Source organism: Streptomyces roseochromogenus subsp. oscitans DS 12.976, assembly GCF_000497445.1.
Lineage (GTDB): Bacteria > Actinomycetota > Actinomycetes > Streptomycetales > Streptomycetaceae > Streptomyces > Streptomyces oscitans.
Window position 1 is genome coordinate 9,242,504 of sequence record NZ_CM002285.1, and the last position, 25,455, is coordinate 9,267,958.

Sequence of the window (25,455 nt, forward strand, 5' to 3'; positions counted from 1 at the left end):
GAACGCCGGGCGCCGCGGCGCCCAGTATCGAAGGCACCCGATCCGAAGGAGTTCCCATGAAGACGCTGATCGTCTACGCCCACCCGGAGCCGAAGTCGCTCAACAGCTCGCTGAAGGACCTCGCGGTGTCCACATTGGAGACCGCCGGGCACGAGGTACGGGTGAGCGATCTGTACGCGATGAACTGGAAGGCGGTCGTGGACGCCGCGGACTACGGCCCCAACGCCTCAAGTCCGCTGAAGGTCGCCCTGGACTCGGGCCGAGCCTTCGACGCCGGGACGCTCACCCCGGACGTCCTCGCCGAGCAGGAGAAGCTGCTGTGGGCCGACACGATCATCTTCCAGTTCCCGCTGTGGTGGTACACGATGCCCGCGATCCTCAAAGGCTGGGTGGACCGGGTGTTCACCTACCACTTCGCGTACGGCGTCGGCGAGCACAGCGACACCAGGTACGGCGAGCGCTTCGGCGAAGGCACCCTCGCGGGCAGGAAGGCTCTGCTGTCGGTGACCGCCGGCGGCCCGGAGTCGCATTACGCCGCTCGCGGGATCAACGGCCCCATCGACGATCTGCTGTTCCCGATCCACCACGGCATCCTCTACTACCCGGGCATCGAGGTGCTGCCGCCGTTCGTGCTGTACGGCACCGACCGGATGACCGGCGAGGACTACCAGGACATCGCCAAAGCCTGGGAGCAGCGCCTGCTCACCCTGGAGTCGACCGAGCCGATCGCGTTCCGGCGGCAGAACTTCGGCGACTACGAGATCCCCTCGCTGCACCTGAGGGAGGGACTGGAGCCCGCGGGCCGCACGGGGTTCGGGCTGCACGTGCGCGGCTGACCGCCGGCGATGGACAGGGGATGTCGCCGAGATACACGACGAAGGGGCATTGAGTCGATCAGCGCCGGGCGTCGGCCGCGGGAAGGAAGTCCGGCCTCCGGGACTGCTGGGCTCGCATGTTGAAGTGCCGCTTATTCGGTGTGCGGGTTCGGCGGCTGCTTACCGACTGTCGCCGGTGGCGGTGGTACAACGCGGGTCGATGCGGCCCGCGTCGACGTCTACGACAGCCGACACGCTCCCGGAGACCACACACGGTGACAGGTCCCCCGACATCCCAGAGGAATACGCGGCACCTCAATATGCGGGCCTGCCAGTCTCAACCCCCGAATAGCGCACCTCAGGAATACCGCCTCACTGGGTGCCGTCTGTGGGACCGTACCCGCCTCCGCCGGGTGTGCGGATCACCAGTACGTCGCCCTCGGTGACGTCCGCGGTGTCGCAGCCGCGCAGCTGCTGGGTGTGGCCGTCGGCGTGTTCGATCAGGTTCTCGCCGAGGGCGCCGGGTTCGCCGCCGGCCATGCCGTAGGGCGGCACGCGGCGGTGGCTGGAGACGACCGCGACTGTCATCGGCTCGGTGAATCGGATCCGGCGTTCCACCCCGCATCCGCCGTGCTGGCGGCCTGCTCCGCCGCTGCCCTCGCGGATGCGGAACTCTTCTACGCGCACCGGGTAGCGCCATTCCAGGATCTCTGGGTCGGTGAGGCGGGAGTTGGTCATGTGGGTCTGCACGGCGTCCGCCCCGTCGAAGCCCTCGCCCGCGCCGGAGCCGGAGGCGACGGTCTCGTAGTACTGGACACGGTCGTTGCCGAAGGAGACGTTGTTCATCGTGCCGGACCCCTCGGCCTGAGCGCCCAGGACGGCGTAGAGGGCGCCGGTGACGGCCTGGGAGGTCTCCACGTTTCCGGCCACGGTGGCGGCAGGACAGGCGGGGGAGAGCATGGACCCGGCGGGGATGCGCACGTCGAGGGGTTTCAGGCAGCCGCTGTTGAGCGGGATGTCGTCGGCGACCAGGGTGCGGAACACATACAGCACGGCCGCCATGACCACGGACGTCGGCGCGTTCAGATTGCCGGGCTGCTGAGGCGAGGTGCCGGTGAAGTCCAGGACGGCGCCGCGCCGTTCGCGGTCGACGCGCAGGGCGACCTGGATGACGGCGCCGTTGTCGGTCTCGTAGCGGTGTTCGCCGTCGTCGAGGGTGGCGATGATGCGGCGTACGCATTCCTCGGCGTTGTCCTGGACGTGCCGCATGTAGGCGTGGACGACGTCGAGGCCGAACTGGTCGATGACGCGGCGCAGTTCGTGGATGCCCTTCTCGTTGGCGGCGATCTGCGCGCGCAGGTCGGCGAGGTTGGTGTCCGGGTCGCGCGAGGGGTATCGGGCGCTCGTCAGCAGATGGCGGGTCTCGTCCTCGCGGAAGTGTCCCTCGCGCACCAGGAGCCAGTTGTCGAAGAGCACGCCCTCCTCGTCGATGGTGGTGCTGAACGCGGGCATGGATCCGGGGCTGATGCCGCCGATCTCGGCGTGGTGCCCGCGCGAGGCGACCAGGAAGAGCAGCCGCTCGTCCGCCTCGTCGAAGACCGGGGTGACCACGGTGATGTCGGGCAGGTGGGTGCCGCCGTGGTACGGGTCGTTGATGGCGTAGACGTCGCCGGGCCGGAGCGAGCCCTCGTTGCGGTGCAGAACCTCCTTGATGGATTCGCCCATCGAGCCGAGGTGTACGGGGATGTGGGGTGCGTTGGCGATGAGATTGCCGTCCGGGTCGAACAGCGCGCAGGAGAAGTCGAGGCGCTCCTTGATGTTGACCGAGTGGGCGGTGCTCTCCAGCCGCACACCCATCTGCTCTGCGACGGACATGAACAGGTTGTTGAAGACTTCCAGCATCACCGGATCGACCGTCGTACCGACCGCCGTACGGGCCGGGCGGGGCCTTGAGCGTGTCAGGGCGAGGTCGCCGTGCTCGTCAGCCGTGGCGCGCCACCCGGGGTCGACGACCGTCGTCGCATCCGCCTCGGAGAGGATCGCCGGGCCCTCGACACTGTCCCCGGGGCGCAGGTCCTCGCGTCGGAAGAGCAGGGTGGGCTGCCAGCGACCGTCGGTGAACGTCCGCACGGTGGCGGCGGGTTGCAGCGTTCCGGTCCGCGGCGGCAGCACGGTGGTGGTGGCGGTGCGCGGACCGGAGGAACCGGTCGCCTCGACCGCGAGGGCCTCTACGACCAGCGGCTTGCTCATGATGAAGCCGTAACGGTCGCGGTGGTCGCGTGCGAAAGCGGCTCGCATGTCCTCGGCCGGGCCCAGCGGCACGGGCAGCGAGAAGTCGGTGCCCTCGTAGCGCAGCAGGGCGCGGGCGGCCGTGCGGACGGTGGCGTCCGGCACGCCGTCCTCACGCAGCTGGGTGCGTGCCCGCTCCTCCAGCTCGGCGCGGACAGCCTCGACGCGGGCCGCCGTCTCCGGCCGGTCGAGGGCGGCCTCGATCGAGCGTTCACGCAGCGCCACCGCCTCCGCCATCCCGATGCCGTACGCGGACAGCACCCCGGCGAGTGGCGGGATCAGGGCGGTGTCGATGCCGAGCCGGTCGGCGACCGCGCAGGCGTGCTGGCCGCCCGCGCCGCCGAAGGCGACCAGTGCGTAGCGGGTGATGTCGCGGCCGCGCTGGACGGAGATCTTCTTCACCGCGTTCGCGATGTTGAGCACGGCGATGTCGAGGAAGCCCGCCGCGACCTCTTCCGGGCTGCGGCGCCGCCCGGTCGCGGCGGCAGTCTGCTCGGCGAGCTCGGTGAAGCGCGCACGGACCGCGGCCTCGTCCAGCGGCTGGTCGCCGTCCGTGCCGAACACCCTTGGGAAGAAGGCGGGTTGGACGCGGCCGAGCATGACGTTGGCGTCGGTGACGGTCAGCGGCCCGCCGCGCCGGTAGCAGACCGGGCCGGGGTCGGCGCCGGCCGAGTCCGGGCCGACGCGGTAGCGCATCCCGTCGAAGTGCAGGATCGAGCCACCGCCCGCGGCGACGGTGTGGATGTCGGTCATCGGCGTCCGCATCCGTACCCCGGCAACTTGGGTGCCCAGGACTCGTTCGATCTCGCCCGCGTAGTGGGACACGTCGGTCGAGGTGCCACCCATGTCGAAGCCGATCGCCCTGGTGTGGCCGGCGAGCCTCGCGGCGCGGGCCATACCGACGACGCCGCCCGCCGGGCCGGAGAGCACGGCGTCCTTGCCCCTGAAGTGGCCCGCCTCGCGCAGGCCGCCCCCGGACTGCATGAACATCAGCCGTACGCCGCTCAGTTCGCTCGCCACCTGGTCGACATAGCGCTGCAGGATGGGCGAGAGATAGGCGTCGACCACGGTCGTGTCGCCCCGCGGCACCAGCTTGATCAGCGGGCTCACCTCGTGCGAGCAGCTGACCTGCCGATAGCCGATCGCGCGGGCCGCCTTGGCGACTGCGGCCTCGTGATCCGGGTGACGGTAGCCGTGGAGGAAGACGACCGCGACGCTGCGGAACCCGTCCGCGTACGCCGCCGCCAGTGCCTCGCGCGTGGCGTCCAGGTCGAGTGGGCGGACTGGCTCGCCGCGTGCACCCACCCGTTCCTCCACCTCGACCACCCGGTCGTACAGGGCCTCCGGAAGCAGGATGCGGCGGTCGAAGATGTGCGGGCGGTTCTGGTATGCGATACGCAGGGCATCCCGGAAACCCCGGGTGATGACGAGAACGGTCGGCTCGCCGGTATGCGTCAGCAGCGCGTTGGTGGCGACGGTGGTGCCCATCTTCACCACCTCGATCCGGCCGGCCGGAATCGGCTCGTCCGCCTCCAGGCCCAGCACCAGCCGGATCCCGGCGACGGCCGCGTCCCGGTACGCCTCCGGCCGCTCCGACAGCAGCTTGCGGCTGACCACTTCGGAATCCGGCGACACCGCCACGACATCGGTGAAAGTGCCTCCACGGTCGATCCAGAACTGCCAGCGACCAGTCATGCACTTATTGTGCGCCCTCGGCCGGTGACCGGACGGTCGGAGACGGGTCGTGGCGCTCGGACAAGCGGCAGGGCGGAAGGCCGGAGATGTGTGTGCCAGCCGCCCTCGTGCGCGACCATGAACTGCAAACCGGTCCGGTGCCGCTGCCGAGCGAGCCAGGTGAAGCGGGACCGGCTGCGAGCCCGGAACCGGCTCATGTCCCGGTCGTCGTTCGTCAGCTGTCTTCGACGGCGGCAATCTGGAACATGTGGAGGCCGAGCACGGCTTGGCTGGGGTGCGGCAGCTGTGGCAGTCGAGTCATGCGCTGGGGTTCCTGGCCGTGGCGGCGCAGGCGCGTACATCGGCTGGCACTTCGGCGTGCTGTTCTCGCGTAACGCGCTGGTGCAGATCCTCGCCCTGACAGTGCTGTCAGCCATGATCGTGTTCTTCGGCGTGGTGCGTGAGCGGCACCGAAGCCAGCTGGCCCGGATACGGTCGGTCGCGGAGGCCGCGCAGCATGTCCTGCTGTGGCCGCTGCCGGAGCGGATCGGCGCCCTGCGGATTGCCTGCCTGTACCTGGCCGCCGAGGACGAGGCGCAGATCGGCGGTGACCTCTACGCGGCCACCCGCATCATCGGAGGTGTGCGCACCATGATCGGCGATGTGCGGGGCAAGGGGCTGTCCGCCATCGGCGAGGCCGCCCTCCTGCTCGGAGCCTTCCGTGAAGCCGCCCACCGGCACACCTCCCTGCCTGATCTGGCCGCTTCCCTGGAACAGAGCGTCACCCGATACTTGGCCGACTTCGAGCCGGCCGAGGGATCCGGCGAACGCTTCGCCACCACCCTGCTGCTGGAGCTCCCCGACGACGACCCCATCACCCGAATCGTCAGCTGCGGGCACGCGTACACCCGCGGACGCCTTGACGACGACGCGGCTCTCGTCGCGCTCCGCCGCGAGCCCGGCGTCCATCGACGCCGCCATCACAGGCGCGTCACCCACGCGAGCGGGTTCGGCGGAAGCTCCTGAAATGGATGTGAGTGAGGTCGATCTGACCCCATCGGGCCATGCCGTCGATGGCACATGCTCGGCCTCGGGTGACACGGGACAGCTGTGCCGAGAACTGAGTGCCTCAGTTCGGCCGCCTTGGCACTCGGTGTCGACCTGGGCGCGAGGTGTGCAATTCCGGTAGTCGGCGGAGGCTGGGAAACGAGCGACGAAGCGGGAGGCACATGATGCGGGAGCATTACCACGAAGAGCTGGAATCGATCACTGATGGCCTGGTGGAGATGGCGAACCTGGTCGGCTCGGCCATCGGCCGAGCCACCACCGCACTCCTCGATGCCGATCTACACCTTGCCGAGAACGTGATCTCAGGTGACGAGAAGGTCGATGATCTGCAGCGTGACCTGGAGGAACGGGCGATCACGCTGCTGGCACGGCAGCAGCCGGTCGCCACGGACCTGCGGATCGTGGTCACCTCACTGCGCATGAGCGCCGATCTGGAACGGTCGGGAGATCTCGCCCATCACGTGGCCAGGCTGGCCAGGCTGCGCTATCCCGGCCATGCGATTCCGCGCGACCTGCGCCGCACGATCCTGGAAATGGGCCAGCTCGCGCAGCGCCTGATGGCCCAGGCCGCCGAGGTGCTCACCACCCACGACGTCGACGCGGCACTCCAGCTGGACAAGGACGACGACCGCATGGACGAACTGCACCGTACGATCTTCCAGCACCTCATGGACGAGCAGTGGCACCACGGAGTCGAGACGGCCGTGGATGCCACGCTCGTCGGCCGCTACTACGAGCGCTTCGCCGACCATGCCGTGGCGGTGGCCCGGCACGTGGTCTTCCTCGTCACCGGACAGCACGCGGACGACCTGCTCACCGAGCCGCCCACGACCACTTGACCCACCCTGCGGCCGACTGTGGCGCGCACCTGCAGCGGCGGCTGCCCGGACGTAGTCAACGCGAATCCCGGTGCCAGCGAGTCAGGGCTTGTTCCGCAGTGGTGACCTCGGCGCGGGTGGTGTCAGGGGCCAGGGGCCGCCCGTCGTCCGTCATGGGCCGAGGAGTGTGCGTCGGCGGTGCGCTGGCACCCGTAGTGCTCTGCGGCGGCTGTCCAGCGTGCGCGGCGGCGGCTTCATGGACTGTACCCGCGTGCTGAGTTGGCCAGTGGTCACGGCAGGTGCCGTTGAAGTACTCGTGCGCCCCGGTGAATGGCCCGCGCCAGACGTCTCGGCGGCGGTCAGTCCGACGGCGGACCGTCGTGCAGAATCCGCTCCGCGAATTCCCTCAAGCGCTCGGCTATGCGCTCGGCCTGCCCCGCGACCGTGAAGAAGCTGTCCGGACGGTGAGGTTCCCAAGGAGCCAGATACTCCCGGTTCGCCACATACGCGGCGTGCACGAGTGGGACGAGTAGGACGCCGACGGACGCAGTCCCGATCGTGGAAGACACTGGCTTCCCGGAGAAGGGGCTGCGGTCGGCCGGCGTGCAGTGTCCATCGGCAACTCCATCTACGACCCCAACCGGATCCGCGCCGGTCAGTTGACGCAGGGCACCCCGCCCGCCTTCACGGCCGGGCCCGAGTCGGCGTCCGGGGCTCCGCTGGACGGAGGAGCTGTCGCGGACGACGTCGGGGCGTCGGGGTGTGTGTAGTCCGCGCCGAGGGTGACGACGACGTGGCCCGCGGGCACGGCCGGACCGGGCGCGGCGGTGCCGCCGTGGAGCCGGCCGGCGATCTGCTGGGCCGCCCGCTGTGCCCCGGCGCCGTAGCGGACGGTGGTCGCGGACTGCGTGGCGGTGTTGCCCGTCGTACCGGCGCTGTAGCCGAGTTTGACCAGGGACGACAGCACGTCGGAAGCGGCCCCCCGAGCGCCGTTGCCGTTGATGACGTCCACGGTGGTGGAGGAAACCGCGGTGGTGCCGGCCGAGGGGGAGGCGGAACCGGGCGCACCGAAGGCCTGCTGCACGATCGACTTGATCTTCTCCGGGTCGACGAGGTTGACGTCCTCGCGGTTGCGGATGCCGAAGCCCTCGATGGGCAGGGTGTGGAACACGACGTTGCCGCCGGTGAGGTCGGGCGCCTGCTGCGCGAAGTCGAGCACGTTCCAGCTGCTGTCGAGGACGACGTCCTTCTTCACCACGTCGAACAGACCCTGCAGCTTGGCTGGGCTGCCCCATACGCCCGCGCTCTTGAGCTGATGCGTGACCGTGGAGATGAACGCCTGCTGTCGGCGCGTGCGGTCCAGGTCCCCGGCGTCCAGTCCGTGCCGCTGGCGTACGAAGGCCAGCGCCTGACGGGCATTCAGCTGCTGTACGCCGACGGGGAAGTCGGCGCCCGAATAGCGGTCCTTGACCGGGTGCTTGAGGCAGACCGTGATGGGCTGCAGAACCTTGGCGATGTCGTAGAAGCCGAGGAGATTGACCTCGGCGAAGTGGTCGATGGGCACACCGGTGAACTGCTGCACCGTCGACAGCGTCGCCTCCCGGCCGGCCTCACGGCTCCTGGCCTCCAGATCCGCGCCCTTGACGCCCTGTGCCGCGTACTTGTCGTGGGCGGTGGTGTACGCGTTGGCGTACGCCTCCTTGATCTTGTAGTGGCCCTGTGCCGAGCCGTCCCCGTTCAGGGTCTGCACGTAGTCGTCGCGCGGAATGGAGAACGCCTGTACCTTGCCGCCGCCGGCGGGGATGTGCATGAGGATCAGGGTGTTGGTGTTGTAGTAGCCGATGTCGCTCGACCCGGCGTGCAGTTCGGTCTGCACGAACTGCCGCGGCAGGTCGTTGCCGTTCATGTCCTTGCGTGAGTCCAGGCCGATGAGCAGCAGGTTGACCGAGTTGTCCAGGTGCCGGGGCGCCTTGCCGCGCACCGCGTCGAGCGCGTCGGAGGTAGTGAGGCCCCGGGTCAGGGACCGGTACACGTACCAGGTCGCACCGCAGCCGAGCAGCAGGGCGGCCGACACCCCCCACACCGCCACGCGCAGGGCGAGCAGCAAAGGAGCCTTTCGGGGTCGCGGGCGGTGTCGCATCGTCTCAGGCACGGCCCCTCCGCGTCATCCCGAACCGGAGCCCGGCTGCCGCCAGGGCCACGACGGCGATCGCACATTCCGCGGCGGCCATGGCCGGGAACACCGCCACGGCCCACCGCACCAGTCGTGTGACCAGCGGACCGTGGGACGTCAGCATCGCCCCCGCCGTGACGACGGCCACGGCCAGGACCGGTAGCGGCGCCACCAGTCCCAGGCTGCGGCAACGAACCGCCGCCACGGCCGCGAGCAAGGCTCCCGCGGTCGCACCGACCGCCACACCCCAGCCCGGCTCCCGGCCGACCAGGGCATCCACCCCGGCTCCCAGCGCCAACGGCCCCAACAGCAGCACGGCGATGGCACCGACCCCGGGTCGACGCGCGGCCCGCCCGCCACCCCCGTCCCGATGTGAGCGTCGTACGCGGGTCGCACCGGCGGACGGCATCCGCTCTTCGGCCTGGCCCTGCGGCACCACCCGCCCGTGCATGACAGGGCTGTGCCGCCCCTGCGGGCCGATGGCGCCGGTGATGCGTTCCTGCTGATGGCGCATACGCTCGCTCTCGCTCGTCTCGACGCAAGGCGACGTGGTCACATCCGACCGGCGTCGCCCCGACTGCTACCAGTGAGACGAAGAAACGACCCCTATAGTTGCACGGTCGCGCAATCGAGCAAGTGCGGAGTCTCGCAATCCTCGTGATTCCAGCCAGGGAAGGGAGCTGCGGTCCACGCGGCCCGGAGTTTTCCGAGGGCGTGACAGGAATGCGTTGATCGCAAGGCTGAGGCCGGGCCCGCAGCCCGCGCTGTCACGCGCGAGTACTGCTGAACGGCCGTTCCCCAACGGTGGGCTGGAGGAATTCGAGGCGGTTGCCGACGGGATCCTGGCTGTGGAAGCGACGGTGGCCGGGGAGGGCGTCGTCCCAGATCACCGGGGCGCCGAAGGCTTCGAGGCGGGCGGCGAGCGAGTCGATGGCCTCGACGCGCAGGCCGGGGTGGGCTTTTGCGGAGGCCCGGTACGGGGTCTCGATGCCCAGGTGGATCCGGACACGGCCGTCGTCGTCGCTGAACCAGCAGCCTCCGCGGGTGGCGAGGCGGGCAGGCCTTGGGACTTCGACCAGCCCGAGGGCGTCGACGTAGTAGGCGCGCAGCAACTCCTCGCTGCCCGGCGGGGCGGACAGCTGGATGTGGTCGACTGCGGTGATCATGCCGGACCTCCGTTCATGGGTCGGTGACGTCAGTGACGGGCGTGCCAGGTCGCTTCGAGGTGCCGCCCGCCGTCCGGGCCGCCGGTCACGTGCCAGTGGGCGTGCGGCCGCCACCGGGCGGCACCGGCCGCCGACCGGCGGGCCGGGGCTTCGAGGGCGTGGAGCACGGGCTGCTCCAGGGGGCTGTCGGCGATACGACGGACGAAGCCGATGAGGAGCGCATACGCGGACTGCAGGGTGCTGTGCGAGCGGGTGCCGGTGTGGCGCAGAGGGTGGTGGGCGAAGACGGACATGAGCGGTTGCCTCCGGTGGAGTGTGCGCAGGGTGCGATGTCGGCCCTCCGGGAACGCGGGGGAGGGCCGGGCGGGTCGGCGAGGGGTATGGACGGTGCGCGGGTCCGTGGGTCAGGGGTGTGCCGCGACGTCGGCGATGCACCGTGCGGCAGTCGGCGGGAGGCCGGTGAACTCGGCCAGCCAGTCGGGGCGGTGGCCCTGCCGGGCGAGGATGTGGGCCAGATGAACGCGCGGCTCATACGTCCCGCATCGGGTCCCGGTGCAGGCGAGGAGATCGAGCAGGTACGCGCGTTCGACGCCGTCGTCCAGGGTCAGCCGGACGCTGGGGCAGATCCTGCCGGGCGGGCAGGGCGCGGGGGTGAGGTTTCCGGGGAGGCGCATGGCGGTGTCCTCCTTCGCAGGGGGTCGGGCGCCGGCCGGTACGGTGGCAGCGCGGTCGGCGGCGGCAGAGCGGACATGCCGCAGCGGGATCAGCGCGACGCTGAAGGGACAGCAAGGAGGGCATGGGTCAAGACGCCATGCCCCAGGACGGTTCGGACCTGTCGGCGACGTTCATGAGGTACGGGGTACCAGGCGCGACATCCGACGCGCCGCCTGACAGCGCGCGGTCTTGGCCGGCGTGGCCCCCGTGCCGTGGACGCCCTGAATGCTCACGGGCATGAGGTGATCTTCCTGGACGCCCTCGACAACCGCCCGTCAGGCGGTGATACGGCTCCGGTCAGGCACGCGGGAGCGCGTCCGGACACCGGGCCGGACTATGGCCGGGACTGCAACCGCTGTCCATGTCCGCCCCCTTCCGGTCCGAGCGCGGGGAGAGGCCCGCGCTGTTCACTGGTCGGCCGCCCGGGATTCGTCACGGCCTGGCACTCCGGCACAGGCCGCCTCCAGGCTGGCGAAGCTCATACTTGCACATCGACGCAACAAGGGCAACACCGTCCTCGGCCGGCCGGCGGCAACCGCAGACCGCGGGCTGCCTTCGCGGGGGCCGGGTCGCTGCGCCAAGTCACGCGCGTACGACGCCCCAGGCGCCGAGCGCCAGGAGGACGCCGGTGACAGTTGCAGCGGATCCGGTGGAGACCGGGCAGGCCATGCCCGGTCTCTCTGCAGATGGAACGTGGCCTACTGCTCGATGACCACTACATTCTCGGCCTGTGGCCCCTTCGCGCCCTGCACCACGTCGTATTCGACTCTGTCGTTGTCCATGAGGGACTTGAAGCCGGACGACTGAATCGCGGAGAAGTGCACGAAGACGTCCGGCCCGCCGTCGTCTTGCGAGATGAATCCAAACCCCTTGTCCGCGTTGAACCACTTCACGGTTCCCGTAGCCATCACACGTCCCTCACGCTTGGTGTTCTCTGCTCGACCTATGTTCCCCCGGCAGGACCTGCGACGAACCTGGTGGTCACGTGAGATGAATCAGTGGGGTGACGCGGGCGCCGGAGAAGGGGGCGGAATCCTTCAGTTGGCCAGTCAAGTCGGCCGGGCAGGATTGCGCTACGGGCCGCTCGGGCCGCTGGTGAGGCTGCCGGTGTTCTTGACGATCACCGTGTCGCCGGTCCGGCTGAAATCGTAGAAGCGGTGGGCGTCCGCCGTGCTCAGGTGGATACAGCCGTGGGAGGTGTCGGCCCGGCCGATGGCGTGGTCCCAGGGCGCCGCGTGGACGAACACGCCGGAGCCGGTCAGGCGCACCGCCCAGTGGACGGCGAGGACGTAGTAGTTGGGATTGCGCGGATTACACGTGATGTTCGCGCTGCACGAGGTCATCGTGATGACCGCGTCCTTGCCCAGCACGTGGAACGTTCCGGACGGGGTGCGGAAGCCGGGCTTTCCGAAGCCCGCGGTGAAGGTCATCACCGTCCGGCCGTGATCCGTGACGGTCATCTGGTGGGTGGCCGCGTCGATCGTCGAAACGTGGCCCGCGGAGGCCGCCCGGACAGGACCGGCACCCAGCGTCAGGACGGCCGCCAGAGCACCGACCAGCACGAGCCGGGTGGCGCCTCGAAGCCGTGGGCGTAGGACCAGGCGTTGGTGGGACACTTCTGATCACCGTCGCTCTCCCTGCAAACCCATTCTGCCTCCGCCCTCGCATCGAAGCAGCTTCGCCCTGTCTTCGCGGGTTTCCACGCGGGTTTCCACGCGGGCTTCCGCCGGCTGAAGCGCTCAGCCGGTCGGTCGAGCCCTCAGCTGGCCGGCCAAAGCGCTCAATGGCCAACTGGCGGGTTGTGGCTGCGCTTTCGTGATGACTACGGCTGCAGGACTACGCGGGCTCTGAGCGAGGTGGAGGAGGCTCGGCCGTACGTCTGCCGCTTGATCGTCTTGATTCTGTTGACATGGTCTTCAACGAGGCCGGCGGGGTGTATCCGCGTGTGCGGACGAGGTCGTGGGTGAGCCGGGTGAAGGCGCGGCCGGCGGCGCTGCGGTAGGCGCCCTCGCGCAGTAGGAGGGTGACCGTGCGGGTGGGCAGGGGTGGGTCGAGGGGGATGGGAGTGAGGTGGGGGTGGTCGTGGGTGATGGCGTCGGGCAGGACTGTGGCCAGCGTGGTGCGCCGGACGATTTCGGTGAGGGCTTGGATGGAGTTGGCTTCGACCGCGATACGGGGAGCGACCCGGTGGTCGGCGAGGTAGGCGTCGATGTGGCCGCGGGTGGCGAAGTCGCTGCTGAGCAGAGCGAGTTGCTTTTCTTGCAGGCCTCGGACGCTTAGGGGTTCAGGCGGTGTCTGGTTCTGCTGGGCGGCGGTGACCAGGCTGAGGGTTTCGGTGAACAGCGGTGTGGCGGTGATGCCGGGCAGGTGGGGACCGGCGAAGGCGATGCCGAGGTCGAGGTCGTCGGCGAGCAGGGCCGCTTCGATCCGGTCCTGTGTCGTCTCCGTCACGGTCAGATCGATGCCGGCGTGGCGGGCGTGGAGTTCGGCGGTGAGCGGGCCGATGAGGTAGGCGGTGAACGTGGGGGTGACGCCCAGGCGCAGGTGGCCGCGGGAGAGATCGTGCACGTCGTGGATGGCGCGTTCGGCGGCGGCCAGGTCGCGCAGTGCGCGCCGGGCATGGTCGGTGTAGGCGGCGCCGGCGTCGGTGAGCCGTACCGCGCGGCCGGTGCGATCCAGCAGCTGCACTCCGAGGGCGCGTTCGAGCTGTTTGATCTGCTGGGACAACGTGGGCTGGGAGATGTGCAGCTCTTCGGCGGCGCGGGTGAAGTTGCCGTTCTCGGCCACGGCGAGCAGGTAGCGCAGGTGACGCAGTTCCAGAGTGGCCATGGACGCAACTATAGATGAGATCAATAGCAATCATGATGACTAGTTCTTGGACACTATATGTGCAGGTCATGCAAGGTGGATCTCGCCAGCCCACGGCGGCCGGCTGCCACCGAAGGGAGTGACCCCATGCCCGACCTCGCCGATGGCGTCGCGCGTTTCCAGCGGGACGTCTTCCCGGCCAAGGCGGACCTCTTCGCCCGCCTGGCCACGCATCACACGCCGCACACACTGTTCATCGGCTGCTCGGACGCCCGTGTCGTACCAGAGCTGATCACCCAGGGCGAGCCGGGCGAACTGTTCGTCGTCCGCACCGCCGGCAACCTCGTCCCCGCCTACACCCCCGGCGCCAACGGGGTCACCGCGAGCATCGAGTACGCCGTCGCCGTGCTCGGCGTGAGCGACATCGTCGTCTGCGGGCACTCCGCCTGTGGCGCGATGACGGCTCTGGCCGAGGGCCACGACCTCAGCGGCGCACCCGTGGTCGCCGACTGGCTCCGGCACGCGGACGCCGCCCTGGCCCGCACTGCCGGCATGGCGGCGGGCCCGCAGAAGACGGCGGCCCTGGTGCGCCAGAACGTGTATGCGCAACTGGCGAACCTGGCCACCCACCCCTCTGTCGCCCGGGCGTTCGCGGAGGGCGGGGTGACACTGCACGGCTGGGTCTTCGACATCGCCGGTGGGCGCATCGAACGACTCGACGCCGCCGGCGCGGGTGCCGCCCTCGTGTCCTGACCAGGGCCCGGTCCGCACCCTGCCCGCGAGCCGTTGACACGGTCCCGCACGCAACGTGGCGCCCGAGACCACCGTCCCCCAAAACCCGCCGTTCCGCTTCTTCCGCTTCATCCGCGCGGATCGGCACCCTCAGAAAAATCGGCACCCTCAGAAAAGGAGCCCCTCCCATGGCGCACGCCCAGTTCGACCCCACCGCCCGCCAGGCCCTGGCCACTCAGGCCGTGGCGGCCAAGACCCGCGAGAACCTCTCCTGGCAGCAGATCGCCGACGCCTCCGGGCTGTCGGTGGCCTTCACCACCGCGGCCGTCCTCGGCCAGCACGCCCTGCCCGAGGCGTCTGCGAAGGCCGTCGCCGAGCTGCTGGGCCTGGACGAGGACGCGGCACTCCTGCTGCAGACGATCCCCACCCGCGGTTCGATCCCCGGCGGCATCCCCACCGACCCGACCGTCTACCGCTTCTACGAGATGCTCCAGGTCTACGGCACCACCCTGAAGGCGCTGGTCCACGAGCAGTTCGGGGACGGCATCATCTCCGCGATCAACTTCAAGCTGGACGTGAAGAAGGTCGCCGACCCCGAGGGCGGCGAGCGCGCCGTCATCACCCTGGACGGCAAGTACCTGCCGACCAAGCCCTTCTGACCCACGCGGCATCACGTGTGACACCGAGGAAATCAACCAGTCACGTCACTACCTGACGGTCATGGAGCCTTGACAGGTACGTGCGCCGAGCGTGTGGTGGGAGCAGGGCACGGTGCTCGTGGCACGGGCGCGAGGACCGGGGTGGCGAGGGTGGTGACGCGGCAGTATGTGGCCGGGGAGCTGTCCCAGCTGATCGCCGAGCTCGGGACGGCGACCCAGGCAGAGGAGACGGACGTCGCCCGCGAGCTGCGCGGGCTACGCCGGCAGGCGGAGACGCGGCCGCTCGACTCCCTGGGAGCGGTTGCCGCGCGGGCGCTGGCGGCGGGGGACCAGCTGTGCTGGCTGTCCCTGTCCCGGGGGGACACGGCCGGATTCCAGTGGCAGGCTGGCATTGTCGGCCGACTGTACGAGTTCGGTGTCTGTGCCGGGCTGGTGTACGAGGAGTGACCCCGCCGGAGCCCGGATCATCGGGAGGTTGGGCAGATGAGTACCGAGTCCCAGATCGCCGTCCACTGGCGCGAGGAGGAGTACTACCAGCCCCCGGCAGCCTTCATCGGCCAGGCGAACGCCGCCGACCCGGCCCTGCTCGAACAGTTCCGTGAGGAGAACTTCCCGGACTGCTTCCGCGCCTACGCGGACCTGCTGACCTGGGACACGTACTGGCACACGACACTGGACACCAGCGATCCGCCGTTCTGGAAGTGGTTCGCCGGCGGGCGGCTGAACGCCTGCTTCAACTGCGTCGACCGCCACCTGGCCGCGAACCGCGACAAGGCGGCTTTCATCTGGGTCCCCGAACCGGAGGACGAGCCCACCCGCCCCCTCACCTACCAGGAGCTGTACGCGCAGGTCAACGAGGTGGCCGCGCTGCTGCACGACGTGGGTGTACAGGCCGGTGACCGGGTCACCCTGCACCTGCCGATGGTGCCCGAGCTGCCGGTGTGCATGCTGGCCTGCGCCCGCCTCGGCATCGTGCACTCGCAGGTGTTCGGAGGGTTCTCCGGAACGGCGTGCGGCGACCGGATCGCCGACTCGGGCAGCCGGATCCTGATCACCATGGACGGCTACCACCGGGCCGGGAAGATCTCCGACCACAAGACGAAGGCAGACGAGGCCGTGGAAGCGGCGGCCAAGCTGGGCCAGCAGGTCGACAAGGTGCTGGTGTGGCGGCGCTACCCGGACCGCTACCTGTCCGACAGCACCATGGTCGAGGGCCGCGACATCTTCGTCGACGACCTGCTGCCCCGCTATCGCGGACACCGCGTCGAGCCGAGGTCGATGCCCGCCGAGGCGCCGCTGTTCCTGATGTACTCAAGCGGCACCACCGGACGCCCCAAGGGATGCCAGCACTCCACCGGCGGCTATCTGGCGTACGTGGCCGGCACGTCGAAGTACTACCAGGACATCCACCCCACCGACACCTACTGGTGCGCCGCGGACATCGGCTGGATCACCGGCCACTCGTACATCGTTTACGGACCGCTCGCGCTCGGTGCGACGAGCGTGCTGTATGAGGGCGTCCCCACCTACCCGGACGCGGGCCGCTGCTGGCGCATCGCCGAGCGGCTCGGGGTGAACATCTTCCACACCGCCCCCACCACCATCCGTATGCTGCGCAAGCTGGGCCCGGACGAACCGGCCAGGTACGCCTACCACTTCAAGCACATGACCACGGTCGGCGAGCCGATCGAGCCGGAGGTGTGGCGCTGGTATCACGACGTGGTCGGCAAGGGCGAGGCCGTCGTGGTCGACACCTGGTGGATGACGGAGACCGGCGGTTTCCTGGGCGCCACCCTGCCCGCCCTGCAGCCGATGAAGCCCGGCAGCTGCGGCCCCGGTGTGCTCGGCATCTATCCGGTCATCTACGACGACGAGGGCAACACGGTCGACCCGGGCAGCGGCCGCGCCGGCAACGTATGCATCCGCAACCCCTGGCCCGGAGTGCTGCAGACCATCTGGGGCCAGCCCGACCGCTTCAAGCAGCTGTACTACGGCCGCTATTGCCGCGACGAGAAGAGCACCGACTGGCACGACTGGCCGTTCCTGTGCGGCGACGGCGCGGTCCAGGCAGCCGACGGCTACCTGCGCATCCTCGGCCGTATCGACGACGTGATCAATGTGGCCGGGCACCGGCTGGGCACCAAGGAACTGGAGTCCGCCGCCCTGACCGTGCCCGAGGTCGCCGAGGCGGCGGCGGTCCCGGTCGTCGACGAGCTGCGGGGCCGGGTCGTGGAGATGTATGTCGCCCTCAACCCCGGCGAGGAGCCCAGCGAGGAGATCGAGAACAAGGTCACCCACGCCATCGACCAGCAGATCGGCAAGATCGCCCGCCCCCACGCGGTGTGGATCGTTCCCGACATGCCCAAGACCCGCTCCGGCAAGATCATGCGCCGGGTCATCGCAGCCGTCTCCAACTTCGCCGACGTCGGCGACGTCACCACCCTGGCCAACCCCGAGATCGTCGAGGACATCCGCCACCACGTGCAGAGCAGCAAGATGGCGAGCGGGGACGTCCCGCGCGACCTCAGCGAGCAGGAGGCCGCCGAGATCCGTGCTTTCGGCGACGCGAGCTGAGAGCGGGTCGCGGTTACGCGGGGCTGTTCCAGTCGTACGGTCCGCCACCGCGCCAGTCGGTCAGCTCAGCGTCGCCCACCGACAACCACGCATCGTGAACCGGCGGCACCAGGCCGGAGCCACCCGGACACACCGCGTACCTCCGCAGCGACGAACCGGTGGTCAGGCCCGTCGGCGATTGCGGTATCGGACAAGCTGGGTATATGCCCCCTGGATGCCAGCAGCGGGACGAGCGCGGTCGATGCTGCCCCAGGAGACATGATGAGCCAGCAGCCAGTCCTTCTTCCTTACGGCGACCCGGCTTTCGTGGCCGATCCCTTCCCGCTCTACCGACGGCTGCGCGAGGACGGCCCGGTCCGGCGAGCGGTCATCGCCGGCGGCCTGGACGCCTGGTTGGTCACACGCTACGAGGACGGGCTCGCCGCCCTGTTCGACCCGAGGCTGAGCAGCGATGTGCGGGATGCCTCGGATCCCCGCCTCATCGAGCAGCTGCCCGAGTTCGAGCGTGACTCGATGATGAGCAACATGCTGCGTTCCGACCCGCCCGACCACACCCGGCTGCGCCGCCTGGTCTCGAAGGCGTTCACCGCACGCCGCGTCGCCGAGCTGCGGCCCCGTATCCAGGAGATCACCGACCGCCTGCTCGACGCCGTGGTGCCGGCCGGCCGGGCCGATCTCGTGGCGGACTTCGCCTTGCCGCTGCCGGTCACCGTCATCAGCGAGCTGCTCGGTGTGCCGGTGGACGACCGGCACGACTTCCAGCGGTGGACCGACGCCATGCTCATGCGCGGGGAGAGGATGCCCGACCCGGCCGTCGTCAACGAGGCGTGGCAACGCATGCACGCGTACGTGACGAAGCACCTTGAAACCAAGCGCGCCCAGCCGGGGGACGATCTTCTCAGCGCGCTGATCAGCGCCCACGACGACGAGCAGCGGCTGAACGACGACGAGCTGATAGCCATGACCTTCCTGCTGCTGGTGGCCGGGTACGTCACGACGGTCAACCTGATCGGCGGTGGCATCGCCGCGCTGCTCGCCCACCCCGACCAGCTGGCCCTGCTGCGAGATCGTCCGGAACTGCTGCCCGACGCGATCGAGGAGTTCCTCCGCTACGACGGCCCGGTCAGTCCGGGCATCGCCCGGTTCGCCCGCGAAGACGTCGAGATCGCGGGCGTGACCGTCCCGCGCGGAGCCACCGTGCTGGTCGCGTCGGCGATCGCCGACCGTGATCCGGCACGGTTCCCCGACCCCGACAGGCTGGACATCACCCGGCGCGACAACGGTCACCTGGCCTTCGGGCATGGCATCCGCTACTGCCTGGGCGCGCCACTCGCGCGGCTGGAGGGACAGATCGCCATCGGGACGGTGCTGCGCCGCCTTCCGGACCTGGCCCTGGCCGTCCCGCCGGCCGAGCTGCGCTGGCGGCCCGGCGGTCTCCGCGGCCCGGTGCGGCTTCCGGTCACGTTCACCTCCTTCGGCGCCCCGGCAGCCTGAAGCCGGTCGTGCCCCGGGCCCGGCGGGAAAGCATCGCAGCGACGCCGGGTCAGATGTCACCCCTGCACGAAGCATCGGCAGACGAACCCCTATGCCATTCAGGTGTCCGATTCAGGTGTCCGAAAGAGCTTCCAAGGGGCTTAGGGGAGTGACGCGACCCATAGGGCGCGAATCACATCCGAAGCGGGATAGTAGGTACAGAATTGCCTGAACAGCGAAGAAACCCGTCATAAGGGCTTATTTCAGACATTACTCCGAAGTGGTATAGTACGTCACATCATTGCGCCCCGCCTGGGCCACCGCTAAACATTGCTGTCGTTGCTGGGAGCCCGGCGACGGACCGAGCGGAATTCGGATTCCCGCAAAGTCTGTCCACTCCCGCTCGCAGCGCGGGGCTCCGCCCCACGCCGCCGCCGGCAGCAGTCGGCAATGACGACGTCCCCCACCGGAGAGTCCCTTTCGCATGACCATGACCACTCGCACCCGCATCGCTCGTCTCCGCACCCTCGGCCTCACCGGCATCGCCACCACCGGTGCCGCAGCCGCCGCAATCACCCTGATGCCGACGAACGCACAGGCCGCCGAAATGACGCAGGTGCATGCCACCTCCGTGGTCAAGGCCTCCGGCAGCGACACCCGCACCACCTCCGGGCAGCAGACCGGCTACGGCAACAACCTCGACGGCTGGATCAAGCAGTCTCTGCAGATCATGAAGGCCAAGGGCATTCCCGGCAGCTACGAGGGCCTCAAGCGCAACATCATGCGCGAGTCCGGCGGTAACCCCAACGCCCAGAACAACTGGGACGTCAACGCCAGGCAGGGCACCCCGTCCAAGGGGCTCCTCCAGGTCATCGACCCCACCTTCAACGCCTACCACGTCGCCGGCACCGCTCAGAGCGTCACCGACCCGGTGGCCAACATCACCGCGGCCGCCAACTACGCCGCCCACCGCTACGGCTCCATCGACAACGTCAACTCCGCCTACTGACCCGGCTCCAGGCGACCGCCCACCGCGCGCACGTGATGCGCGAGGCCTGACAGCCACCACAACTCGCCACATACGGCGACCACTTGGGGGCGACCCCCGTTGCCAGGAGCCGCCCCGCGCGTGCTCGGGTAGGTCAGTGTGTCAGGGACAGGAGCGGGAAGGCGTCCAGGCCGGGACGGTGCTTGGTCAGCAGGTCGCGGACCTGTTCGGTCAGGCGCCAGTCGTAGCCCAGGGACTCGACGGCGCAGCGGACGCTCACGTACCGGGCGCCGGGGTGGCCGGCGCGCTGGACGTGGAGCCAGGTGTCCAGTTCGCTCAGGAAGGTCTCGTCGTCGAGGAGGTCGCGCGCGGTGTGCCGCCGGATCGCGCGTCGGCGCTCCCGTTCGACCTCGTTGAATCCGTACAGCCGCAGGCTGACGTCCTCCGCGTCGGCCAGGGTGTGGGGACGAGCTGCCAGCAGGCCTTGAGCGAGGCGGTTGTGGTCCAGGGCCCGTGCGAGTGGCAGGTCCCAGACGCGGCCGCTGTGGCCGGTGAGCGGGATCGGGCCCGCGCCTTCCCTCGTGAGGCAGGGGCCGCGCAGCCCCGCAGCGGCTGCGGCGAGCAGGGTGCTGGCTTCGGACGGGTGCCAGCGGAAGATGTTCGCCGCCCACTCGGGGATGGTGCGGCCGAGGTCATTGCCGTCGTCGGCGAAGCGGGTCAGCAGGGTCGCCTCGGGTACCTCGCCGTCGAGGCCGGGGCCGGCTATGTGGACGGTGGCGGGAATGCCCGCCAGCCGGCAGGACGCCAGGACGAGCGCGTCGGGCAGGGGACTGACGAGCGTGGGTTCGTCGCCGTGGGCGAGGATGTCGCCGCCCATGTCCACGACGCTGATGTGGCCGGCGCCGAGCGCGCGGGCGGTCCGCCCGATCTGATCGGCCAGCCCTTCGACACCGGCGTAGGGGTCGAGGAGCCCGAGCCTCGTCGGCAGGTCGCCGGCCAGCCGCGGCAGGGTCGATCCGCGCTGCCCGACCGGCTTCGATCCGGCGGTGACGAGCGGCACCGGCAGGGTGTCGCGGTCGAGGCCGGCGAAGTCATGCGGGGCGAGGGGGCCGGGAAGCGGATCCACCGTGAGGCGTTCCCAGGCGTAGGTGAGGACCACGGCATCGGCGTCGGAGCCCAGGCTCGCGTGGGTGAGGGCCGTGCCGATCGGGTCACCGCCGCCGCCCGCCGCGATGAACAGCTCGGTCACGAAGCCGCTCGCGCCGTGCGGATCCCCGAGATGCCGACCGGCGTACCCATGTGCTTCCGGGCTCGCTTGTTCTGCTCGTGCAGGCGTTCGTAGTAGTCACGGTCGAGCTGCACCACGGTGTCGGAGAAGAACATCCAGGACAGGATGTCGCGGTATTTGAAGCCCTCGGGAGTGAGCTGGGCGCGGCGGCCGAGGCGGCGCAGGAGCCCGGTCTCCTCGGCGGCGTCCAGGATCGGCTCGAACAGGTGAGCCTTGTCCTGGTAGCCGAAGCGGTCCAGTTCGGCGAGGTCCAGGTCGAAGGTGTCCAGGACGAGGCGCTTGCGGATGATCTCCTCGTCATCGAGGACGAAGCCGGTGACCGGCCGCAGCACGTGGGCCTCGGCCTCGGCGATGTAGTCGGCCACTTCGGACATGGACGGTTTGACGGAACCCACCATGTAGTCGAGGACGCCGGTGTAGGAGCGGGCGCCGACACCGAGCCCGAGCAGCGGCACGCCGTGGAAGGTGAGGACCTTCTGTTTGTAGCCGCCGCGGCCGAGTTTCTTGTAGCGGACGGAGCCCTCCTGGACGTAGCCGTGGTCGGTGAAGACCTGACGGGCGTAGTCGTAGCGCTCGTACAGGTTCGGGGACTGCGCGTACTGGTAGGCACCGGTCTTGGAGAACCAGGCGTCCGGGCGCACGGTGAGGAAGTACGTGCTGATCGTGGCCGGGTCGAGCCGCGCGAGTTCGTCGACGGAGTGCCGCCAGGTCTCGTCGGTCTGGCCGGCGAAGCCCATGATGAGGTCGGTCGACAGGTCCGGCAGGCCCTTGTCGTGCGCGATCTCGATGGCCCTGCGGATGACCTGTTCGCCCGCCTGGCCGCGTCCGGCTTCGCGGATCTCCTTCGGCACCAGGGACTGGATCCCGATGTTGGCCCGGGTCAGGCCGAGTTGCAGCAGACCTTCGAGAGTGGCGGGCTCGTTGACGATCGAGTCCGGCGTGGCCTCGATCGCCACTTCCTCCACGGTGGAGCGCCAGTTGGGGTACACCTCGTCCAGCGTGCTGAACAACTGCTCGAAGTGGCGCAGGGACAGCAGGCTCGGGGTGCCGCCGCCGAGGTAGACGGTACGCAGCCGGCGGGCGCGGATGATGTCGGCGTGGTCCCGCAGCTGGGTGCACAGCGCGTTCATGTACGCCGTGTAGACGTCCGTGTCCTCGCTGATGACGGTGTACAGATTGCAGAAGCCGCATTTGTAGCGACAGAACGGCACGTGCAGGTACAGGTTGAGCTCGGGTACCTGATACAGGGTCAGGTCCCGCTTCCAGGCCTCCTCGACGGTCCAGGAACCGTCGAGCGGCCGGTAGGTGGAGCGTGACGGATAGGAGTAGTTGTACGGCGGGATGACGCCCTGCCGGATGTATTCGGTGAGCTGTGCGGCGTAGCCGGTCACGCGAAAGTGCCCCTCTCGTACATGTGTGACGGGTGGGTCGTCGATGAGTCAATCCGCGATCGGTGGCCGGGACCCAGGTCCGGTATCCACGAACCCCGGCCCGCTGGGAGCGTGCACTCCTGTGCGATGACCCGAACTCCACCGGAAAGGTCGCTTCCGCAAAGCCGAACCCCTAGGATCCGTGCCCCGGCGGGCGGCTGGAGCTTGCTACAACCGTTGTCGCGAAATCGCTGTCCTGCTCTGGTTGTTACGTTGATGGCCCCGGCCCTGCCGGTGCGGTCTACTGCGCGGCGTGAAGAAGATCCTGCTGATCGAAGCGCTCGCAAACTCGGGCCCCTATGTGCTGGATGCCGCCCGCGCACTCGGCGCGCGCGTCTTCGTCGCCACCCACGAGGACGTTTACGAGAGCTACCCCGGCGCTCTGCGCGACAAGATCCACGGCGCGGTGTTCACCGACCTCACCGACCCGGACCGGGCGCTGGCGGACCTGGCCGCGTTCGCCGAGGCGACGGGGATCGACGCGGTGGCCGGCTGCTGGGAGTTCTTCACCCCGCTCGTCGCCCACCTGGCCGAGCGCCTGGGGTTGCCCGGCAACGACCCCCGGCTCGCCCAGGCGTGCCGGAACAAAGCGGTGATGGCCCAGGCCTTCTACGCGGGCCAGGTACCCGCGCCGAGAACGATCAGTGTGCGCACGGCCGGGGAGGCGGCACGCGCCCTCGGCCGCATCGGCATCGGATTCCCGGTCGTCGTCAAACCCGCCGAGCAGGGCGGCTCCTGGGGTGTCAGCGTGGTCGAGAGCCCCGAACAGCTCGACGCCGGCGTACAGCACGCCCAGTCCTGGCCGATCGCCGCCCCGCACGGCCTGCCCATGGACCAGCGTGTCATCGTCCAGGAGTACGTCGCCGGACCCGAGTTCAGCCTCGACACCGTGGTCTGGCGTGACGAGTACTTCCACCTGCCCCCGGTCGAGAAGCACACCACCGCCGGTGCCTACCGGGCCGAGACCGGTCACACCTGCCCCGCCGCTCTGCCGGCCGCCGAACTGAGCGCCTTGCGGGCCGCCACCGAACGGGCGCTGCGGGCCCTCGGCATCCGCAACGGCGTCGCCCACACCGAACTCAAGATCTCACCCGACGCGGGCCCCGTCGTCATCGAGGTCGGCGCCCGCCTGCCGGGAGACCACCTCGTGGACGTCATACGCCGGGCCTCCGGCATCGACGAGGCCCGCGCCTACCTCCAGGCCGTCCTCGACGAGAAGCCGGACGTGCCGGCGCCCCGGGAGGGGGCGTGCGCGATCCGCTTCCTCACCCCGCCGCGCGCCGGCACCTTCCACGGGGTGACCATCGACGGCCGGCACGACGGCCTGGTCGACGGGGACATCACCACGCCGACCGGCGCCGTCGTCGGGAGCGCACACGACAACTCGGCCCGCATCGGCCATCTGGTCTTCACCGCGCCCACGGCCGCACAGGTCAACGCCGACGCCGCCCACGCACTCGCCCACACCCGCATAGAAGTGAGCTGACATGCAGCGCATCGCCTTCCTCCGGTCCGTCGACATCCAGCGCGCCGACCCGTACATCCACGGCATCGCCCCTGCCCTGGCGCGGCTCGGCGCCGAGGCCCGCCTCTTCCACACCCACGGCGAGTGCGGCCCGGACATGTTCCCGGGCACGAGTGAACGGCTCGACCCGGCCGCGACGCCGGACGAGTTCGTCGAGCGGGTGCGTGCCTGGGGGGCCGACGCCGCCGTGGCGATCTCCCTGCCGGACGAGAACGCACTGCGGGACGCCGTCGTCAAGACCAAGCTCGAAGCCCTCGGCATCCGCACCGTCATGACTCCCCTCGCCGCCACGCGCGTCCTGTGCGACAAGTGGGAGACCAAGCGGGCCCTCGGCACGCACGGCCTCACCACCCCGCCCGCCGTCCTGGTCGACAGCGACCTGCTCAACGACCGGGCGCTGCCCGTCCCGGCCTACCCGGACGCCGTCCGCCTCGCCGCCCAGGACCTCGGCTACCCCCTCATGGCCAAGCCGCTGTGGGACTCCACCAGCATGGGCATCGAGTTCATCCCCGACCCGGCCGCCCTCGACCGTCATCTCGCCGCCCCGCCCGCGGCGCACGCGGTCCTGGAGAAGTGCGTCAGCGGACGGCTCTGCTCGGTCGACATCGTCGGCGCCGGCGGCCACTACACCGTCATGCCGCTCATCTGGACCGGCACCGCGGGCGGCCCTCCCGCCTTCACCTTCGAAGACCTCCGCTACGTCGACCCCGCCCGGGGCGCCGACTTCGGGCCCACCGCGCAACGCCTCGTGGACCTGTGTACGGCGCTCGGTGTCGAGGGTTCCGTGAACGTCGACATGATCTACGCCGACGGCGTGTACCACGTCCTGGAGATCAACCCCCGGATCGGCGGCGCCACCACCCTGTCCATCGCCGCCGGCGGACTCAACACTTTCGCCGCCCTTCTCGACATCCTCACGGGCACCTGGCCGACCCGCAGCGGCGCTCCGGCCGAGCGATTCGCGATCGAGTGCCTCACCGCGAACCCCACACCCACGCTGCTCGCCGAACTCCGCGCCCGCATCGACCTCGTCACCTGCCACGACCTGATCATCGACGGCCACAACCACGGCGGCATCCTCACGTTCACCGTGAACCCGGGCGACGAGCAGCGGGCCGTGAAGGAACTCACCGAGTTGTACGAGCGGACCGGCTTCATCGCAGTCCCCAGGCTCGACAAGATCCGCCGTCTGCTGACCCCCGCGGGCCAGTGAGCGTCCCCGCCGGCAGGCGGTCGGCACGCAGCGGCGCGCCGCCGGGCC

Annotated in this window: 22 protein-coding genes; 11 read left to right on the forward strand and 11 right to left on the reverse strand. The window is 69.7% G+C overall.

Features of this window, described 5'->3' with window-relative positions:
• Window positions 1-56 precede the first annotated feature (56 nt).
• Window positions 57-836, forward strand: coding sequence for an NAD(P)H-dependent oxidoreductase (locus M878_RS89675; RefSeq protein WP_023553494.1), 780 nt, complete (start codon window positions 57-59; stop codon window positions 834-836).
• 351 nt (window positions 837-1,187) lie between these two features.
• Here M878_RS89675 and M878_RS89680 read toward each other — a convergent pair whose 3' ends face one another.
• Window positions 1,188-4,799: a hydantoinase B/oxoprolinase family protein gene (locus M878_RS89680; RefSeq protein ID WP_023553495.1), complete on the reverse strand. Its 3,612-nt coding sequence runs from the start codon at window positions 4,797-4,799 to the stop codon at window positions 1,188-1,190.
• 357 nt (window positions 4,800-5,156) lie between these two features.
• Between M878_RS89680 and M878_RS95565 the strand changes: the two genes are divergently transcribed.
• Together M878_RS95565 and phoU are read left to right on the forward strand one after the other, a co-directional pair.
• Window positions 5,157-5,804 (forward strand): SpoIIE family protein phosphatase, encoded by a 648-nt coding sequence (locus tag M878_RS95565; protein ID WP_023553496.1) that lies wholly within the window; start codon window positions 5,157-5,159, stop codon window positions 5,802-5,804.
• A gap of 206 nt (window positions 5,805-6,010) precedes the next feature.
• Entirely contained in the window at window positions 6,011-6,685 is a 675-nt protein-coding gene (phoU, locus tag M878_RS89685) for a phosphate signaling complex protein PhoU (RefSeq protein ID WP_031227249.1), read from the forward strand.
• Between the two features lie 634 nt (window positions 6,686-7,319).
• Here phoU and M878_RS89695 read toward each other — a convergent pair.
• From M878_RS89695 to cynR, 8 genes are all read right to left on the reverse strand, one after another.
• Window positions 7,320-8,816 (reverse strand): LCP family protein, encoded by a 1,497-nt coding sequence (locus M878_RS89695; protein WP_245238324.1) that lies wholly within the window; start codon window positions 8,814-8,816, stop codon window positions 7,320-7,322.
• Window positions 8,809-9,351, reverse strand: a complete 543-nt coding sequence (locus M878_RS92640) for a hypothetical protein (RefSeq protein ID WP_023553500.1) — start codon at window positions 9,349-9,351, stop codon at window positions 8,809-8,811. The genes M878_RS89695 and M878_RS92640 overlap by 8 nt, the downstream gene beginning before the upstream one ends.
• 253 nt (window positions 9,352-9,604) lie before the next feature.
• A complete protein-coding gene (locus M878_RS89700; RefSeq protein ID WP_023553501.1) occupies window positions 9,605-10,003 on the reverse strand; it encodes a VOC family protein in 399 nt (132 codons plus the stop codon).
• 29 nt (window positions 10,004-10,032) lie between these two features.
• Complete coding sequence (locus M878_RS89705) at window positions 10,033-10,296, reverse strand: hypothetical protein (RefSeq protein WP_023553502.1); 264 nt, start codon at window positions 10,294-10,296, stop codon at window positions 10,033-10,035.
• Window positions 10,297-10,407: 111 nt separating this feature from the next.
• Window positions 10,408-10,677, reverse strand: coding sequence for a hypothetical protein (locus M878_RS89710; RefSeq protein WP_023553503.1), 270 nt, complete (start codon window positions 10,675-10,677; stop codon window positions 10,408-10,410).
• 738 nt (window positions 10,678-11,415) lie between these two features.
• A complete protein-coding gene (locus M878_RS89715) occupies window positions 11,416-11,625 on the reverse strand; it encodes a cold-shock protein (protein ID WP_031227253.1) in 210 nt (69 codons plus the stop codon).
• 165 nt (window positions 11,626-11,790) lie between these two features.
• The gene (locus M878_RS89720) at window positions 11,791-12,333 is read right to left on the reverse strand and encodes a L,D-transpeptidase (RefSeq protein ID WP_158692855.1); all 543 of its coding nucleotides are present in this window, start codon (window positions 12,331-12,333) and stop codon (window positions 11,791-11,793) included.
• A 220-nt stretch (window positions 12,334-12,553) separates the two neighbouring features.
• Entirely contained in the window at window positions 12,554-13,546 is a 993-nt protein-coding gene (cynR, locus tag M878_RS89725; protein ID WP_023553506.1) for a transcriptional regulator CynR, read from the reverse strand.
• 126 nt (window positions 13,547-13,672) lie between these two features.
• Here cynR and M878_RS89730 point away from each other — a divergent pair, with 126 nt between their 5' ends.
• From M878_RS89730 to M878_RS89750, 6 genes are all read left to right on the forward strand, one after another.
• Window positions 13,673-14,278: a carbonic anhydrase gene (locus M878_RS89730; protein WP_023553507.1), complete on the forward strand. Its 606-nt coding sequence runs from the start codon at window positions 13,673-13,675 to the stop codon at window positions 14,276-14,278.
• A gap of 167 nt (window positions 14,279-14,445) precedes the next feature.
• Entirely contained in the window at window positions 14,446-14,916 is a 471-nt protein-coding gene (gene cynS / locus M878_RS89735) for a cyanase (protein WP_023553508.1), read from the forward strand.
• Between the two features lie 150 nt (window positions 14,917-15,066).
• Entirely contained in the window at window positions 15,067-15,363 is a 297-nt protein-coding gene (locus M878_RS92645) for a hypothetical protein (RefSeq protein ID WP_158692856.1), read from the forward strand.
• A gap of 36 nt (window positions 15,364-15,399) precedes the next feature.
• Window positions 15,400-17,490, forward strand: coding sequence for an acetate--CoA ligase (gene acs, locus M878_RS89740; protein WP_023553510.1), 2,091 nt, complete (start codon window positions 15,400-15,402; stop codon window positions 17,488-17,490).
• A gap of 261 nt (window positions 17,491-17,751) precedes the next feature.
• Complete coding sequence (locus M878_RS89745) at window positions 17,752-18,984, forward strand: cytochrome P450 family protein (protein ID WP_031227257.1); 1,233 nt, start codon at window positions 17,752-17,754, stop codon at window positions 18,982-18,984.
• 463 nt (window positions 18,985-19,447) lie between these two features.
• Window positions 19,448-19,972 (forward strand): transglycosylase SLT domain-containing protein, encoded by a 525-nt coding sequence (locus tag M878_RS89750; protein ID WP_023553512.1) that lies wholly within the window; start codon window positions 19,448-19,450, stop codon window positions 19,970-19,972.
• Between the two features lie 133 nt (window positions 19,973-20,105).
• On the opposite strand, the gene M878_RS89755 is transcribed toward M878_RS89750, so the two are convergent.
• Both M878_RS89755 and M878_RS89760 read right to left on the reverse strand, forming a co-directional pair.
• A complete protein-coding gene (locus M878_RS89755) occupies window positions 20,106-21,200 on the reverse strand; it encodes a DUF1152 domain-containing protein (RefSeq protein ID WP_023553513.1) in 1,095 nt (364 codons plus the stop codon).
• Window positions 21,197-22,630, reverse strand: coding sequence for a coproporphyrinogen-III oxidase family protein (locus tag M878_RS89760; RefSeq protein WP_023553514.1), 1,434 nt, complete (start codon window positions 22,628-22,630; stop codon window positions 21,197-21,199). Before M878_RS89760 ends, M878_RS89755 begins: the two co-directional genes overlap by 4 nt.
• A 292-nt stretch (window positions 22,631-22,922) precedes the next feature.
• On the opposite strand from M878_RS89760, the gene M878_RS89765 reads away from it, so the two are divergent.
• Both M878_RS89765 and M878_RS89770 read left to right on the forward strand, forming a co-directional pair.
• Window positions 22,923-24,155, forward strand: coding sequence for an ATP-grasp domain-containing protein (locus M878_RS89765; protein ID WP_023553515.1), 1,233 nt, complete (start codon window positions 22,923-22,925; stop codon window positions 24,153-24,155).
• Between the two features lies 1 nt (window position 24,156).
• Window positions 24,157-25,407 carry an ATP-grasp domain-containing protein gene (locus M878_RS89770; protein WP_023553516.1) on the forward strand — a complete coding sequence of 417 codons (1,251 nt, stop codon included), beginning with the start codon at window positions 24,157-24,159 and terminating at the stop codon, window positions 25,405-25,407.
• Window positions 25,408-25,455 lie beyond the last annotated feature (48 nt).